The sequence below is a fragment of the Streptomyces sp. WAC 04229 genome (genome assembly GCF_003947455.1).
In the GTDB taxonomy this organism is placed as follows: Bacteria; Actinomycetota; Actinomycetes; order Streptomycetales; family Streptomycetaceae; genus Streptomyces.
The window spans coordinates 1-16,124 of the sequence record NZ_QHJH01000034.1 but is presented as its reverse complement, the minus strand read 5'-3'; the positions used below and the strand labels follow the sequence as shown (position 1 = coordinate 16,124).

Sequence of the window (16,124 nt, the reverse complement as noted above, 5' to 3'; positions counted from 1 at the left end):
GTGGGCATGGGCGCGCAAACGCCGGCGCCCCCCGCACCGCACGGGGCAGGGGGCGTCCGGATTGGTCCGCGGGGAGGGGCGTCAGACGGCCACCGACTCCGCCTGCTCGGCGGCACGGCCGGCGGCCGTGGCCGGGACGACCACCGCAGGCTTCGGCAGTACGACGTACAGCAGGCCGGAGATGACGACCGTGGCGACCCAGCCCAGGCCGTACTCGCCGATGACGTTGTTCGCGGCGAGGGGGCCGGTGAACCAGTCGGAGGTGGTGAACATCAGGCCCGCGGCCAGGCCCACCGCCCACGCGGCGACGGCCGCGGGCGAGAAGCCACCGCGGTACCAGTAGGCGCTGGTCCGGCCGGTGTCGGCCAGAGCCTCGCCGTCGTACTCCTTGCGGCGCAGCATGTCCGCGCCGAAGACGCCGACCCATGCGGAGAAGGCGACCGCGAGCAGCGACAGGAAGGCGATGAAGGAACCCATGAAGCTGGTCGCCACCAGCATCAGCACACCGCCGAAGATCAGCGAGATCACCGCGTTGACCGAGACCGCCCAGTGCCGCGGGACGGTGAAGCCCAGGGTCTGGGCCGTGAAGCCGGCCGAGTACATGGACATCGAGTTGATCAGCAGCATGCCGATCAGCGCGATGATCAGGTACGGCACCGCGATCCAGGTCGGCAGGATCTCCCCGAGGAAGGAGACCGGGTCGGCGGCCGAGGCCAGGTCCGGCGTGGAGACGGCCATGATCATGCCCATCAGCACCATGGGCAGGACGACGATGCCGGCCCCGCCGATGGTCACGCCCACGATCCCCTTCGAGGACGCCGTGCGCGGCAGGTAGCGCGTGAAGTCGGGGGCGGACGGGATCCAGCTGACGCCCCCGGCCGCGATCAGACCGACACCGGTGATCATCGCGGCCACCGAACCGGCGGACCGGTCGAAGACCGCGGACCAGTCGGTGTCGACGACCAGGTAGCCGAGGACCAGCACCGAGAAGGCGCCGAAGAGGTACGTCGCGTACTTGTTGCACTTCTGGACCGCGTTGATCCCCAGCCCCGAGATCGCGAACGTCGCCACGACGAAGGCGAGCAGCGTCACCATGTCCAGCACGCTGTTGGCCCGCACGCCGAACACGATGTCCAGCACGGTGAGCACCGCGTACGCCCCGGTCACCGCGTTGATCGTCTCCCAGCCCCAGCGGGCGACCCAGATCAGCGAACCCGGCAGCAGATTGCCCCGCTGGCCGAACACGGCCCGCGACAGCGCCATGCCCGGAGCCCCGCCGCGCTTCCCGGCGATGCCGATCAGCCCGACCAGGCCGTACGACACGACCGGCGCCGCGGCCGCGACGACCAGCGCCTGCCAGAAGTTGAGCCGGTACGCCACGACGAGGCTCGCGCCCATCGTGAGCAGCAGCACGCTGATGTTGGCGCCGACCCAGGTCGGGAACAGCTCACGGGTCCGGGCGGTGCGCTCGTGGTCGGGCACCTGCTCGATGCCGCGGGTTTCCAGGGCGCCTTCGTTCTCGGCGGTCTTGCTCATGTGGGGGGTCCGTGCCTCGATCGTGGGAGAAGAGGGGCGGTCGGGACTCTACGCGCGTTGACGCAGCCTCCTCCATCGTACTTTGATCCGACTCCTGCCTTCCAGGGGCCTTTGTCCTTTGGAGGAAGCGACGAGGGGGGTGTCCTCGGGGTCCATGGCTGATACTGGACGCGTTATGGAAATCGTCATCCTTGCTGTAGTCATCGCCGTGGTCGTGATCGGCGCGCTCGGCGGGCTGCTCGTGGGCTCGCGTCGCAAGAAGCAGCTGCCTCCGCCGCCGCCCGCCACGCCCGACATCACCGCCCCTCCGGCCGAGCCGCACGTCGGCGACGAGGCCGAGACGCCGCGCGACGAAACGCGCCGGACGATAGAGGAGGTCGACCTCCCGGACGGCGGCACCGCCACCGTCGAGGAGCCGCCCGTCGTCGAAGAGCTCGAGATCCCGCAGATCGAGGTTCCCGAGCCCACCGCCGGCCGACTGGTCCGGCTCCGTGCCCGCCTCTCCCGCTCGCAGAACGCCCTCGGCAAGGGCCTGCTCACCCTGCTCTCGCGGGAGCACCTCGACGACGACACCTGGGAGGAGATCGAGGACACCCTGCTCACCGCCGACGTGGGCGTGCAGCCGACCCAGGAGCTGGTCGAGCGGCTGCGCGAGCGGGTGAAGGTGCTCGGCACCCGCACCCCCGGCGAGCTGCGCGCCCTGCTGCGCGAGGAGCTGATCAACCTCGTCGGCCCCGACATGGACCGCGAGGTCAAGACCGAGCCGCCCAACAGCAAGCCCGGCATCGTGATGGTCGTCGGCGTCAACGGCACCGGCAAGACCACCACCACCGGCAAGCTCGCCCGCGTCCTGGTCGCCGACGGCCGCACCGTCGTCCTCGGCGCCGCCGACACCTTCCGTGCCGCCGCCGCGGACCAGCTCCAGACCTGGGGCGAGCGGGTCGGCGCGCACACCGTGCGCGGCCCGGAGGCCGGCGACCCGGCCTCCGTCGCCTTCGACGCGGTCAAGGAGGGCAAGGAGATGGGCTCGGACGTCGTGCTCATCGACACCGCCGGCCGCCTGCACACCAAGACCGGCCTCATGGACGAGCTGGGCAAGGTCAAGCGCGTCGTGGAGAAGCACGCCCCGCTGGACGAGGTGCTGCTCGTGCTCGACGCCACCACCGGCCAGAACGGGCTGATCCAGGCCCGGGTCTTCGCCGAGGTCGTCGACATCACCGGCATCGTGCTCACCAAGCTGGACGGCACGGCCAAGGGCGGCATCGTGGTCGCCGTGCAGCGCGAGCTGGGCGTGCCCGTCAAGCTGATCGGGCTCGGCGAGGGCGCGGACGACCTGGCGCCGTTCGAGCCCGCGGCCTTCGTGGACGCCCTCATCGGAGAGTGACCTCCCGCGCGACGCGACGGACCACAGCGGACTGGGACGCACGTGAGCGCCCGCCCCTCGGGATCATTCCGGGGAGCGGGCGCTTCGTCGTACCGGGCGTGGGCTCGTCGCCGCAGGGCGCGCGCTCGCGCCTTCGTGGGCGGGCCGGGCACGCCGTGGCGGGCGGGCCGACCGCATCGCCGTACGGGCCTTCGTGCCGGGTCGCCCACGGGCCTCGTGCGGAGCCGCCTTGCGAGCCGTCGCGCAGGGGCGCCGTGCGGGCCATCGCCCAGGGCCGCCGTACGGCCCTCGCGCCGGACCGGAGGGCGGCCTACGCCCGCGAGCGGTGGGCCACGTACGCCAGTGTCCCCAGCAGCAGGCGGGCCGCCGGGGGCTTGGTGGCCGAGTCGAGGTCGGGGTGGCGGAGCCAGCGCACCGGGCCCCGGCCGCCGCGGTCGGAGGGCGGGGCCGTGATGTACGTACCGGAACCGAGGCCGCACAGGTCGAGGGCGGACGGGTCGTCCCAGCCCAGCCGGTAGAGCAGCCGCGGCAGTTCGGCTGCGGCGCCCGGGGCGACGAAGAAGTGGGCGCGGCCCTCGGGGGTCGCCGCGACCGGACCGAGCGGGAGGCCCATGCGCTCCAGCCGGGTCAGCGCCCGCAGCCCGGCGGCCTCGCCGACCTCGATCACGTCGAAGCTCCGCCCGACCGGCAGCATCACCGCGGCGCCCGGGAACCGGGCCCAGGCCTCACTCGCTCCGTCCAGGGTCGTCCCGGCCGGCACCCGGGGGGCGAAGTCCAGCGGATGGGCGCCCGGTGCCGGGCAGTCGGACCGTCCGCACGAGCAGGTACCCGCCGCGGTCCGGGCGCCCGGCACCACGTCCCAGCCCCAGAGCCCGGTGAACTCGGCCACGACGGTGCACTCTGTGGCGCGGCCCCGGCGGCGCGCGCCTGACCGGGTCTCGCGCATGCCCCGACTGCTGCCGATGCCGATCGTGAAGTCCATGCCCCCTCCAACGGGTCCGACGCAGCGGCGGTTACGCAGCGGACGTGAAACGTGACTCTCTGCTTCCAACTCCCCAGTGCGACGCGGTTCAGGCAGCGTCCGGAAGCACTCCGGGGTGGTGTGCCCGACGGCGCACGCCCCGGTGTGCACCCTTGCACCTACTCTCGGTTGGCCTATGTCAAGTGAATCGCGTCCCGGCCGGGGGGAGTTCATTCGAAGGGGTGGCGAATGGTGGCGATTTCGCAATCGCCATGGCTGGGCGAGTGATCGCGGGACTACTTTGTGTGCATGGAGCCGTGGGGCACATGCACTTGTGGGTATGCCGGAGGCAACTCGGCTTTCCGTTCGAAGGGTGGCAACCGCCGGACGGAGGGCCCCAACCACCGGCATTCTGATAGGGCTTGGCGCACTCGGCGACAGGTGGTCTCAGGGATGGGGGCGTTCCAGTGAGCGGCAACGGCGGAAGCGGTACGAGCGCGGTAGGCGCGTCGCACGCTGACAAGCGCCCGAACGAGCTGCTCACTTCGTGGTTCGCCCGCAGCGGCTGGTCCAAGGGCGAACTGGCCCGCCAGGTCAACCGCCGGGCCCGCCAGCTGGGCGCCGGCCACATCTCCACCGACACCTCCCGGGTGCGCCGCTGGCTGGACGGGGAGAATCCGCGCGAGCCGATCCCGCGGATCCTGTCCGAGCTGTTCTCCGAGCGCTTCGGTGTCGTCGTCTCCGTCGAGGACCTGGGCCTGCGCTCCACCCGTCCCACGCCCTCCGCGACCGGGGTCGACCTGCCCTGGACGGGCCCGCAGACCGTGGCCCTGCTCAGCGAGTTCTCGCGCAGCGACCTCATGCTGGCGCGGCGCGGCTTCCTCGGCAGCTCGCTGGCCCTCTCCGCGGGCCCGTCCCTCATCGAGCCCATGCAGCGCTGGCTCGTCCCCTCGCCCCCGGGCGGCCCCGCCGGCCGCGAGCCCGCTCCCGCCTCCCGCGCGCGCGGGAGGCTCTCCCGCCCGGAGCTGGAGCTGCTGGAGTCCACCGCCGTGATGTTCCGCCGCTGGGACGCCCAGTGCGGCGGCGGCCTGCGCCGCAAGGCGGTCGTCGGCCAGCTGCACGAGGTGACCGACCTGCTCCAGGAACCCCAGACCGAGACCACCCGCGCCAAACTGTTCAAGGTCGCCGCCGAGCTGGCCGAGCTGGCCGGCTGGATGTCGTACGACGTGGGCTTACAGCCCACCGCGCAGAAGTACTTCGTCCTCGCCCTGCACGCCGCCAAGGAGGCGGGGGACCGGCCGCTGGGCTCGTACATCCTCTCCAGCATGAGCCGCCAGATGATCCACCTCGGCCGGCCCGACGACGCCCTGGAGCTGGTCCACCTCGCGCAGTACGGCAGCCGGGACTGCGCCAGCCCCCGCACCCAGTCGATGCTGTACGCGATGGAGGCCCGCGCCTACGCCAACATGGGACAGCCCGGCCGCTGCAAGCGCGCGGTGCGCATGGCCGAGGACACCTTCGCCGAGGCCGCCGAGTGGGACGAGCCGGACCCCGACTGGATCCGCTTCTTCTCCGAGGCCGAGCTGTACGGCGAGAACAGCCACTCCTTCCGCGACCTCGCCTACGTGGCCGGCCGCAGCCCCGCCTACGCCTCCCTGGCCGATCCCCTGATGCGCCGGGCCGTGGAGCTGTTCGCCGAGGACGACGAGCACCAGCGCTCCTACGCGCTGAACCTGATCGGCATGGCCACCGTGCACCTGCTGCGCCGCGAGCCCGAGGAAAGCACCGGCGTGGCCGTCGAGGCCATGCGCATCGCCAAGAAGGTCCGCTCCGAACGCGTCAACACCCGCATCCGCAAAACCGTCGACACGGCCGTACGCGATTTCGGCGACCTCGGGGAGATCGTCGACCTCACCGAGCGGCTCGCCGTCGAGCTTCCGGAGACCGCCGAAGCGGTCTGACATCCACCGACCCCGGCCGCGGCCGGCCCTCCCGAACTGCCCGACTCGGCTCCCCCATGCCAGGTCATTCGGAGGCCGCCGCGGCCGGCTTACCCCCGGTGCGGGACGTTGCGCCACCATAACGATCGCTTGGACCCGCATCCGGCAGTTCACTCACGCGTAACACGCACGGCGCCTTCGTCACGGCGGCGAAACAACGAGGGGCACCGACCGAAACCGCGCTGCGCCAATGTCGTGGCGCATAACCGGCCCGCCCCCTCAGTCCCGCCCAGGCTTCGCCCGCACGGGGCCGTACCAACGACGAGGAGACGCCGATGGCTCCAGCCATCACGCTTGCCGCAGAGACGGAGCTCTCTGCCGCCAACACAGGCTTCATGCTCATCTGCTCCGCCCTGGTGATGCTGATGACGCCGGCCCTGGCCTTCTTCTACGGAGGCATGGTCCGCGTCAAGAGCACCCTGAACATGCTGATGATGAGCTTCATCAGCCTCGGCATCGTCACCGTCCTGTGGGTGCTGTACGGCTTCTCCATGGCGTTCGGCACCGACACCGGCTCCGTGGTCGGCTGGAACTCCGACTGGGTCGGCCTCAGCAACATCGGCCTGACCGAGCTGTGGGACGGCTACACCATCCCCGTCTTCGTCTTCCTGGTCTTCCAGCTGATGTTCGCGGTGCTCACACCCGCCCTGATCAGCGGCGCCCTCGCGGACCGGGTGAAGTTCACCGCCTGGGCGCTGTTCATCGCCCTGTGGGCCACGGTCGTCTACTTCCCGGTCGCGCACTGGGTCTGGGGTGCCGGCGGCTGGGCCTTCGAGCTGGGCGTGATCGACTTCGCCGGCGGTACGGCCGTGCACATCAACGCCGGCGCCGCGGCCCTCGGCGTGATCCTGGTGATCGGCAAGCGGGTCGGGTTCAAGAAGGACCCGATGCGCCCGCACAGCCTGCCGCTGGTCATGCTCGGCGCCGGCCTGCTGTGGTTCGGCTGGTTCGGCTTCAACGCCGGCTCCTGGCTCGGCAACGACGACGGCGTGGGCGCGCTGATGTTCGTCAACACGCAGGTCGCCACCGGTGCCGCGGTCCTCGGCTGGCTCGCCTACGAGAAGATCCGGCACGGTGCCTTCACCACTCTGGGCGCGGCCTCCGGTGCCGTCTCCGGTCTGGTCGCCATCACCCCGGCGGGCGGCGCGGTCTCCCCGCTCGGCGCGATCGCCATCGGCGTCATCGCCGGTGTGCTGTGCGCCATGGCGGTCGGCCTGAAGTACCGGTTCGGCTACGACGACTCGCTCGACGTGGTCGGCGTCCACCTCGTCGGCGGCATCCTCGGCTCCCTCCTCGTCGGCCTCTTCGCCTCCGGCAAGGGCCAGTCCGACGTCGAGGGCCTGTTCTACGGCGGCGGCCTGGACCAGTTCTGGAAGCAGTGCGCCGGTGTCTTCGGGGTGCTCGCCTACTCCCTGGTCGTCTCTGCCGTCCTCGCCCTGATCCTGCACAAGACCATCGGCATGCGGGTACCGGAGGACGACGAGGTGACCGGCATCGACCAGGCCGAGCACGCCGAGACCGCATACGACTTCAGCGGTGCCGGCGGCGGTGCCGCCCGGACGACCGCCGCCACGGCCGCCCCGACGGCCACGCAGACCGCGAGCAAGAAGGTGGACGCATGAAGCTCATCACCGCCGTCGTCAAGCCGCACCGGCTCGACGAGATCAAGGAGGCCCTCCAGGCCTTCGGGGTCCACGGCCTGACCGTCACCGAGGCCAGCGGCTACGGCCGCCAGCGCGGCCACACCGAGGTCTACCGGGGCGCGGAGTACACCGTCGACCTGGTGCCCAAGATCCGCATCGAGGTGCTGGTCGAGGACGGCGACGCCGATCAGCTGATCGAGGTCGTGGTCAAGGCGGCCCGCACCGGCAAGATCGGTGACGGCAAGGTGTGGTCGGTTCCGGTCGACACGGCCGTACGGGTGCGGACCGGCGAGCGGGGTCCGGACGCCCTCTGAGGCGGGAAACCAGAACAGGAGTCGCCGGGTGACGAGTACGGACGTGACGAAAGAAGCAGAGGACTCGGGACCCGGCGGCTACGCGGCGGCCCGGCTGCGCCTCCTCACCGAGGGGGCGCGGTCCGGGCCGCCGCGCCGTTCGGCCCTCGCCGGACTGACGGACGACTGGCTGTCGGGCCTCTTCGACGCGGGCACCGGCGGGTCGGGCAGAGGCGTCTCGCTCGTCGCCGTCGGCGGCTACGGGCGCGGCGAGCTGTCCCCGCGCAGTGACCTGGACCTGCTCCTGCTGCACGACGGGAGCGACGACGCGGCGGTCGCCGCCCTCGCCGACCGCCTCTGGTACCCCGTCTGGGACCTCGGCCTCGACCTCGACCACTCCGTGCGCACCCCGGCCGAGGCCCGGAAGACCGCCGGGGAGGATCTGAAAGTCCACCTCGGTCTCCTGGACGCCCGCCACCTCGCCGGAGACCTCGGCCTGACCGCGTCCCTGCGCACCACCGTCCTCGCCGACTGGCGCAACCAGGCCCCCAAGCGCCTCCCCGAACTCCGGGAGCTGTGCGCCGAGCGCGCCGAGCGCCAGGGCGAGCTGCAGTTCCTGCTGGAACCCGACCTCAAGGAGGCCCGGGGCGGCCTGCGCGACGCCACCGCCCTGCGCGCCGTCGCCGCGTCCTGGCTGGCCGACGCCCCGCGCGAGGGCCTCGCCGACGCCCGGCGCCGGCTGCTCGACGTACGCGACGCGCTCCACCTGACGACCGGGCGGGCGACCGACCGGCTGGCGCTGCAGGAGCAGGACCAGGTGGCGGCCGAGCTGGGCCTGCTGGACGCCGACACGCTGCTGCGGCAGGTCTACGAGACGGCGCGGGTCATCGCGTACGCCGGCGACGTCACCTGGCGCGAGGTGGGACGCGTGCTGCGTTCGCGTTCGGGGCGGCCGCGGCTGCGGGCCATGTTGGGCGCCGGGAAGCAGGTGCCCGAGCGCTCTCCGCTCGCCGAGGGCGTCGTCGAGCACGACGGTGAGGCGGTGCTCGCCCGCACCGCGCGCCCCGAACGCGATCCCGTACTGCCGCTGCGTGCCGCGGCCGCCGCCGCGCAGGCCGGGCTCCCGCTCTCCCGGCACGCCGTCCGGCGCCTGGCGGCCACCACCCGGCCGCTGCCCACGCCCTGGCCCGCCGAGGCCCGCGAGCAACTGGTGACCCTGCTGGGCTCGGGCAGGCCCACCGTGCAGGTCTGGGAGGCGCTGGAGGCCGAGGGCCTGGTCACCCGCCTGCTGCCCGACTGGGAGCGGGTACGCTGCCGCCCGCAGCGCAACGCGGTGCACCTGTGGACCGTCGACCGGCACCTGATCGAGACCGCCGTCCGCGCCGCCGGGTTCACCCGCCGCGTGCACCGTCCCGACCTGCTCCTGGTGGCCGCGCTGCTGCACGACATCGGCAAGGGCTGGCCCGGCGACCATTCCGTGGCCGGTGAGACCATCGCCCGGGACGTGGCCGCCCGTATCGGCTTCGACCGCGCGGACACGGCCGTCCTGGCCACCCTCGTACGGCACCACCTGCTGCTCGTCGAGACCGCCACCCGGCGCGACCTCGACGACCCGGCCACCGTGCGCGCGGTCGCCGACGCGGTCGGCTCGGAGCACACCCTGGAGCTGCTGCACGCGCTGACCGAGGCGGACGCGCTGGCCACCGGCCCCGCCGCCTGGTCGTCCTGGCGCGGCTCCCTCGTCGCCGACCTGGTGAAACGGGTCTCGGGCGTGCTGGCCGGGGACCCGCTGGAAGAGCCCGAGGCCGCCGCGCCCACCGCCGAGCAGGAGCGGCTCGCCGTCGAGGCGTTCCGCACGCGCGGGCCGGTGCTGGCGCTGCGGGCCCAGACCGAGGCGCCCGCCGACCCGGAGCCGGCCGATCCGGCGGCGGCCGCCGGTCCCGAGCCGCTCGGCGTGGAGCTGCTGATCGCCGTGCCGGACCAGGAGGGCGTGCTCCCGGCCGTCGCCGGGGTCCTGGCCATGCACCGGCTCACCGTCCGCACCGCCGAGCTGCGGTCCCTGCCGCTGCCGGACGGTGTCGAGGGCTCCGTGCTGCTCCTGGACTGGCGGGTCGCCGCCGAGTACGGCTCGCTGCCCCAGGCCGCGCGGCTCCGGGCCGACCTGGTCAGGGCCCTGGACGGCACCCTGGACATCGCCGCCCGGCTCGCCGAGCGGGACGCCGCCCATCCGCGGCGCCGGGGTGTGGAGCCGCCGCCGCCCCGGGTGACCGTCGCCCCGGCCGCGTCCCGGCTGGCCACGGTGATCGAGGTCCGCGCCCAGGACGCGCCGGGCCTGCTGTTCCGGCTCGGGCGGGCGCTGGAGGCGGCCGGCGTGCGGGTACGCAGCGCCCACGCCTCCACCCTGGGCTCGAACGCGGTGGACGCCTTCTACGTCACCGGCCCGGAGGGCGCGCGGCTGCCGGAGGAGGAGGCGGGGGACCTGGCACGGACCCTGGAGGAGGCGTTGCGGGGTCGTCCCTGACGGGGCGGCCCGCGGAATCCGCCGGGCGGGGACGAATGTCTTGCCAAGGCAGATACCCTGGAAGACGCTCAGACCGCCCCCGACTCCGAGGACCGACGCCACCGTGTTCGATACCCTCTCCGACCGCCTTAGCGCGACTTTCAAAAATCTCCGCGGCAAGGGCAGGTTGTCCGAGGCGGACATCGACGCCACGGCCCGCGAGATCCGCATCGCGCTCCTCGAGGCCGACGTGGCCCTGCCCGTGGTGCGCGCGTTCATCAAGAGCGTCAAGGAACGCTCCCTGGGCGCCGAGGTCTCCAAGGCGCTCAACCCCGCCCAGCAGGTCCTCAAGATCGTCAACGAGGAACTGGTCGGCATCCTCGGCGGGGAGACCCGCCGCCTGCGCTTCGCCAAGCAGCCGCCGACCGTGATCATGCTGGCGGGTCTGCAGGGTGCCGGTAAGACCACCCTCGCGGGCAAGCTGGGCCGCTGGCTCAAGGAGCAGGGCCACTCGCCGCTCCTGGTCGCCTGCGACCTCCAGCGCCCCAACGCCGTCAACCAGCTCAGCGTCGTCGCCGAGCGTGCCGGTGTCGCGGTCTACGCGCCCGAGCCGGGCAACGGGGTCGGCGACCCGGTCAAGGTCGCCAAGGACTCCATCGAGTTCGCCAAGTCCAAGGTCCACGACCTGGTCATCGTCGACACCGCCGGCCGCCTGGGCATCGACCAGGAGCTGATGCAGCAGGCCGCGGACATCCGCGACGCGGTCTCGCCGGACGAGATCCTCTTCATCGTCGACGCGATGATCGGCCAGGACGCCGTCAACACCGCCGAGGCCTTCCGCGACGGCGTCGGCTTCGACGGCGTGGTGCTCTCCAAGCTCGACGGCGACGCCCGTGGCGGTGCGGCCCTGTCGATCGCCTCGGTGACCGGCAAGCCGATCATGTTCGCGTCGAACGGCGAGAAGCTCGAGGACTTCGACGCCTTCCACCCGGACCGGATGGCCTCCCGCATCCTCGACATGGGTGACCTGCTCACCCTGATCGAGCAGGCGGAGAAGACGTTCAGCCAGGAAGAGGCCGAGAAAATGGCCTCCAAGCTGGCGTCCAAGAAGGGCCAGGACTTCACCCTGGACGACTTCCTGGCCCAGATGGAGCAGGTCCGGAAGATGGGCTCCATCTCCAAGCTGCTCGGCATGCTGCCGGGCATGGGCCAGATGAAGGACCAGATCAACAACCTCGACGAGCGTGACGTCGACCGCACGGCCGCCATCATCAAGTCGATGACCCCGGCCGAGCGCCAGGAGCCGACGATCATCAACGGCTCGCGCCGCGCCCGTATCGCCAAGGGCTCCGGCGTCGACGTCAGCGCGGTCAAGGGCCTGGTCGAGCGGTTCTTCGAGGCCCGCAAGATGATGTCCCGGATGGCCCAGGGCGGCGGCATGCCCGGGATGCCGGGCATGCCGGGCATGGGCGGCGGACCCGGTCGGCAGAAGAAGCAGCAGAAGAAGGCCAAGGGCAAGCAGCGCTCCGGCAACCCCATGAAGCGCAAGCAGCAGGAGCAGGAGGAGGCCGCCCGCCGCGCGGCCGCCGCGCAGAGCGGGGGCGCCCTCGGACTGCCCCAGCAGGGCGGCCAGGACTTCGAGCTGCCCGACGAGTTCAAGAAGTTCATGGGCTGACCTCGGGCCGACGGCCCGATCGGTGTGCACGGCGCTGGGGCGCCCTCCTTCGAAGGAGGGCGCCCCAGCGCCGTACATGCACATGCCCAGGCGGCTTTCCTGTCGTAACGTCCGGATATGACCAACCCGTCCCCGCCGCGCAAGGCGTCCGAGCGGCCCTGGCGCACCGAGGGCACGCCCGACGAGCCTCCGAAGCCGCCGCCCGGTGGCAGGAGGCTGCGCGGCGGCTGGTGGAACCTGGTCCTGGCCGCGCTGGTCGTCTACCTGATCGCCAACCTCGTGCTCTCGTTCTTCAACGAGGGCGACGAGCCGACCATCTCCTACACGGAGTTCAGCAAGCAGGTCGACGAGGGCAACGTCAGCAAGATCTACGCCAAGGGCGACGCGATCCAGGGCCAGCTCAAGAAGGGCCGCGACAAACCCGACGGCGACGGCACGTACACCAAGTTCACGACCGAGCGGCCCACCTTCGCGGACGACCAGCTCTGGGACGACCTGACGAAGAACAACGTCACGGTCACGGCCGAACCGGTGGTCCAGCACCGCAGCTTCCTGTCCAACCTGCTGATCGCGCTGGCCCCGATGCTGCTCCTCGTGGTGCTGTGGGTCTTCATCGCGCGGCGCATGAGGGGCGCCCTGGGCGGCGGCGCGGGCGGCATGCTCGGCCGCAAGGCGCCGCCCAAGCCGGTCGAGCTGGAGGCGGGCGAGCCGCGGACCACGTTCGCGGACGTGGCCGGGATCGACGAGGTGGAGGGCGAACTCAGTGACGTCGTCGACTTCCTGAAGAACCCGGACGCCTACCGCCGCATGGGGGCGAAGATGCCCCGGGGTGTCCTCCTGACCGGTCCGCCCGGCACCGGGAAGACGCTCCTCGCGCGCGCGGTCGCCGGCGAGGCGGGGGTGCCGTTCTTCTCCGCGTCCGCGTCCGAGTTCATCGAGATGATCGTGGGTGTGGGCGCCTCCCGGGTGCGGGAGCTGTTCGCCGAGGCCCGCAAGGTCGCGCCGTCGATCATCTTCATCGACGAGATCGACACCATCGGCCGCGCGCGCGGCGGCGGCTCCGGCATGGGCGGCCACGACGAGCGCGAGCAGACGCTGAACCAGATCCTCACCGAGATGGACGGCTTCTCGGGCTCCGAGGGCGTCGTCGTCATCGCCGCCACCAACCGCGCGGACATCCTGGACCCGGCCCTGACCCGCCCCGGCCGCTTCGACCGGGTGGTCAGCGTCTCGCCCCCGGACCGCGGTGGCCGCGAGGCCATCCTGGACATCCACACGCGCGAGATCCCGCTCGCCCCGGACGTCGACCTGGCCCAGGTCGCCCGCACGACCCCGGGCATGACCGGCGCCGAACTGGCGAACCTCGCCAACGAGGCGGCCCTGCTCGCGGTCAAGCGGAAGCAGGACCGGGTGACGCAGGCCAACCTCTCCGAGGCTCTGGAGAAGGTCCAGCTGGGCGCCGAACGGCCCCTGGTGATGCCCGAGGAGGAGCGCCGGCGCACCGCGTACCACGAGAGCGGACACGCCCTGCTGGGCATGTTGCAGCCGGGCGCCGACCCCGTCCGCAAGATCACCATCGTGCCGCGCGGGAGGGCGCTCGGGGTGACGCTGTCGACGCCGGACGCGGACAAGTACGCCTACACCGAGGAGTACCTGCGCGGCCGGATCATCGGCGCGCTCGGCGGCATGGCGGCCGAGCACGTGGTGTACGACGTGATCACCACCGGTTCCGAGAGCGACCTCGAACAGGTCACCAACATCGCTCGCGGCATGGTCGCCCGCTGGGGCATGAGCGAGCGGGTCGGCCGGCTCTCCGCCCTCCCCGGCGACGCGCAGCAGGCGTACGGCCTCGCCGCCGCACCCCAGACGCTGGACGCCATCGACGGGGAGATGCGGCGGGTCGTCGACTCCTGCTACGAGGAGGCCGTCCGCAAGCTGCGCGACCACCGCGAGCGGCTCGACGCGCTGGCCGAGGCCCTGCTGGCCAACGAGACGCTGGACGAGGCGGAGGCGTACCGCATCGCCGGGATCACCCGGCTCACGAAGGACGACCCGGAGGCGTGAGCGCCGGGCGGTCCTACTTCTGCGGGAACTTCCAGACGTAGGGCTCGCCGTCCTCCTCCGACCAGTGCGCCTCCACACTCTTCGCGCCGGCCGGGATCACGTACGTCTCGCAGAAGACGTGGCTCTCGCCCTGCTTCCAGCTCTCGACGTCGTACGGGTCCTCGCAGCCCGCCGCGTCCTCGGAGGCGCCGACGAGGACGCTGCCGCGCTGCCCGTCGGCGAAGACCGTGGCGCCGTCGTGCACGTCGGAGCCCTCGGTCAGGGCGGGTCCGCTCTTGTGCGTGTACTTGAGGTACGCGGTGGCCAGCACCTTGCCCTTGACGTCCGCGGCGTCCGCCACCGCCTTCGCGGCCTCGGCCTCGGTGCCCACCTCGACCTTCTCCGCCACGACGTCGTACGTGACCTCGCCCGGGTCCTCGGCGACCTTCCCCGTCGCGCTCTCGCCCGTCGCCAGGTCGCCGCCCGAGGCCGCCTCGGAGGGCGAGGGCGACGCCTCGGTGGTGGCCGGGCTCTTCGCGTCGGCGTCCGAGTCCTCGTCGCCGCCCCCGCACGCGGTGAGGGCAAGAGCGAGGACGGCGACGGGCGCGGCGAGGCGCAGTGCGGTCTTACGGTGCGGCACTACAGGCTCCTGTATGCAGATGTGTGTTTTCCCCCGAACGGTGGATCAGAGTAGAGGTCCATGATCCACCTGGGGAAACCACAGGAGCCCTCAACCGGCTTCTTCACGGCATTCACACCTGCACCGGGAAAAGTCGGCCGGACAACGCACACGATCGGTCGGAATCGATCTTTAAGGGACTCGTGCGATCAAGTAGCGGAAGACATTCGGCATCCAGACGGTCCCGTCCGCGCGCCGGTGCGGGTGCAGGGCCTCCGCCAGCTCCTTGTCGACCTGTTCCTTGTCGGTGGCCGCGATCGCCGCGTCGAACAGCCCGGTCGACAGCAACCCCCGGGCCGCGCTCGCGGCGTCCGCGTACCCGAACGGGCACGCCACCCGTCCCGAACCGTCCGGCCTGAGCCCGGCCCGCTGGGCGACCTCCTCCAGGTCGTCGCGCAGGGCGGGGCGCCAGCTGCCCGCGCTGCGCAGCGGGTCCGCGAGTTTGGTGGCCACCCGCAGCACCGAGGCCGTGGCGCACCGCTCCGGCGGGCCCCAGCCCGCCAGCACCACCACGGCCCCGCGCCCGGCGAGCGGCGTCGCCTCGGCGAGCAGCCCGCCCAGCCCCTCCGAGTCGCCCGCGAGGCACCCGATGGGCTCGAAGGCGGTCACCAGCGTGAACGCCGGCGCCGACGGATCCGCCGCGGCACCGGGTGGTCCCTCCACGACCCGTGCCGCGTCCGCGCGCGCCGGGGCGGGCCGGGCGCCGGGAGGTTCCGGCACCTCGGGTGCCCCGGGCAGCAGACGCCGCCGTGCCAGCTCCAGGAGTTCCGGAGAGCGGGTGTCGACACCGGTCACCGAGGCGCCGCGCGAGGCGCCCATCAGCAGGGCGAGCCCGGAACCGCAGTTCAGGCCCAGCATCCTGGTGCCGCCGCCCACGTCCAGCCGCTCGAAGACGGCCTCGTAGAGCGGTACGAGCATCCTCTCCTGTATCTCGGACCAGTCACGCGCACGTGCACGCAGGTCCACGGGAGACATCGTCCCCGTGTGAGATGAGTGCTGCCGTACGAGCGTAGGTGTCATAGGAAAGCGCCCCAATCGCCGAGTGTTGCCGCTGTGCCCGATTCCATGGCCCCCGTGCAGTGCGCTCGAACTCCCCCCGTATGCCAGGAAACTCCGGGCTCGCCGCGGCGTCCAGTGGTAGAGAGGGCCGGTTTGCCCGATCCCCGTCCCCCTGGCGAGATTTCACTTCCCGGCAATGTGGGCCGGCCGCGAGGTACCCGCGGTAGCCCCCCGGCGACACCTGGACCGGATGGCCGGATCGCGCCGGTGGGCGATGACAGCGGGTGGCCGGGGTGCGGAGGGGGCGGGGGCTGAGGTGGACGGCGGTCGCGCCGCGTGCGACGGCCTGGCGTACCCCGGCGGCGTCCAGCACACCCGGCTCGGTGAGCAGGACGCGGCCGCCCGTGGCGA

11 protein-coding genes are annotated in these 16,124 nt (G+C 72.2%); 7 read left to right on the top strand and 4 right to left on the bottom strand.

Annotated elements, in window-relative coordinates:
- Positions 1-81 precede the first annotated feature (81 nt).
- Positions 82-1,536: a cytosine permease gene (locus DMH12_RS12690; RefSeq protein ID WP_125491681.1), complete on the bottom strand. Its 1,455-nt coding sequence runs from the start codon at positions 1,534-1,536 to the stop codon at positions 82-84.
- Between the two features lie 175 nt (positions 1,537-1,711).
- Between DMH12_RS12690 and ftsY the strand changes: the two genes are divergently transcribed.
- Positions 1,712-2,920, top strand: a complete 1,209-nt coding sequence (ftsY, locus tag DMH12_RS12685) for a signal recognition particle-docking protein FtsY (RefSeq protein WP_125491680.1) — start codon at positions 1,712-1,714, stop codon at positions 2,918-2,920.
- 310 nt (positions 2,921-3,230) lie between these two features.
- Here ftsY and DMH12_RS12680 read toward each other — a convergent pair whose 3' ends face one another.
- Positions 3,231-3,902: a bifunctional DNA primase/polymerase gene (locus DMH12_RS12680; protein WP_125491679.1), complete on the bottom strand. Its 672-nt coding sequence runs from the start codon at positions 3,900-3,902 to the stop codon at positions 3,231-3,233.
- A 446-nt stretch (positions 3,903-4,348) separates the two neighbouring features.
- Between DMH12_RS12680 and DMH12_RS12675 the strand changes: the two genes are divergently transcribed.
- The 6 genes from DMH12_RS12675 (at position 4,349) to ftsH (ending at position 14,056) form a co-directional block, all read left to right on the top strand.
- The gene (locus tag DMH12_RS12675) at positions 4,349-5,842 is read left to right on the top strand and encodes a hypothetical protein (protein WP_125491678.1); all 1,494 of its coding nucleotides are present in this window, start codon (positions 4,349-4,351) and stop codon (positions 5,840-5,842) included.
- A gap of 314 nt (positions 5,843-6,156) precedes the next feature.
- Entirely contained in the window at positions 6,157-7,503 is a 1,347-nt protein-coding gene (locus DMH12_RS12670) for an ammonium transporter (RefSeq protein WP_125491677.1), read from the top strand.
- The gene (locus DMH12_RS12665; protein WP_122615177.1) at positions 7,500-7,838 is read left to right on the top strand and encodes a P-II family nitrogen regulator; all 339 of its coding nucleotides are present in this window, start codon (positions 7,500-7,502) and stop codon (positions 7,836-7,838) included. Before DMH12_RS12670 ends, DMH12_RS12665 begins: the two co-directional genes overlap by 4 nt.
- A 28-nt stretch (positions 7,839-7,866) precedes the next feature.
- Entirely contained in the window at positions 7,867-10,338 is a 2,472-nt protein-coding gene (locus DMH12_RS12660; protein WP_185832286.1) for a [protein-PII] uridylyltransferase, read from the top strand.
- A gap of 103 nt (positions 10,339-10,441) precedes the next feature.
- Positions 10,442-11,992 (top strand): signal recognition particle protein, encoded by a 1,551-nt coding sequence (gene ffh, locus DMH12_RS12655; RefSeq protein WP_125491675.1) that lies wholly within the window; start codon positions 10,442-10,444, stop codon positions 11,990-11,992.
- 117 nt (positions 11,993-12,109) lie between these two features.
- The gene (ftsH, locus tag DMH12_RS12650; protein ID WP_125491674.1) at positions 12,110-14,056 is read left to right on the top strand and encodes an ATP-dependent zinc metalloprotease FtsH; all 1,947 of its coding nucleotides are present in this window, start codon (positions 12,110-12,112) and stop codon (positions 14,054-14,056) included.
- Between the two features lie 13 nt (positions 14,057-14,069).
- Here ftsH and DMH12_RS12645 read toward each other — a convergent pair whose 3' ends face one another.
- Together DMH12_RS12645 and DMH12_RS12640 are read right to left on the bottom strand one after the other, a co-directional pair.
- The gene (locus tag DMH12_RS12645) at positions 14,070-14,675 is read right to left on the bottom strand and encodes a hypothetical protein (protein WP_125491673.1); all 606 of its coding nucleotides are present in this window, start codon (positions 14,673-14,675) and stop codon (positions 14,070-14,072) included.
- Between the two features lie 171 nt (positions 14,676-14,846).
- A complete protein-coding gene (locus DMH12_RS12640; protein ID WP_125491672.1) occupies positions 14,847-15,734 on the bottom strand; it encodes an SAM-dependent methyltransferase in 888 nt (295 codons plus the stop codon).
- Positions 15,735-16,124 lie beyond the last annotated feature (390 nt).

What these genes read in the sequence shown, in the direction of transcription:
- DMH12_RS12690 (WP_125491681.1), bottom strand. Translation starts at nt 1,536, where the DNA reads ATGAGCAAGACCGCCGAGAACGAAGGCGCCCTGGAAACCCGCGGCATC.
- ftsY (WP_125491680.1), top strand. Translation starts at nt 1,712, where the DNA reads ATGGAAATCGTCATCCTTGCTGTAGTCATCGCCGTGGTCGTGATCGGC.
- DMH12_RS12680 (WP_125491679.1), bottom strand. Translation starts at nt 3,902, where the DNA reads ATGGACTTCACGATCGGCATCGGCAGCAGTCGGGGCATGCGCGAGACC.
- DMH12_RS12670 (WP_125491677.1), top strand. Translation starts at nt 6,157, where the DNA reads ATGGCTCCAGCCATCACGCTTGCCGCAGAGACGGAGCTCTCTGCCGCC.
- DMH12_RS12665 (WP_122615177.1), top strand. Translation starts at nt 7,500, where the DNA reads ATGAAGCTCATCACCGCCGTCGTCAAGCCGCACCGGCTCGACGAGATC.
- ftsH (WP_125491674.1), top strand. Translation starts at nt 12,110, where the DNA reads ATGACCAACCCGTCCCCGCCGCGCAAGGCGTCCGAGCGGCCCTGGCGC.
- DMH12_RS12640 (WP_125491672.1), bottom strand. Translation starts at nt 15,734, where the DNA reads ATGACACCTACGCTCGTACGGCAGCACTCATCTCACACGGGGACGATG.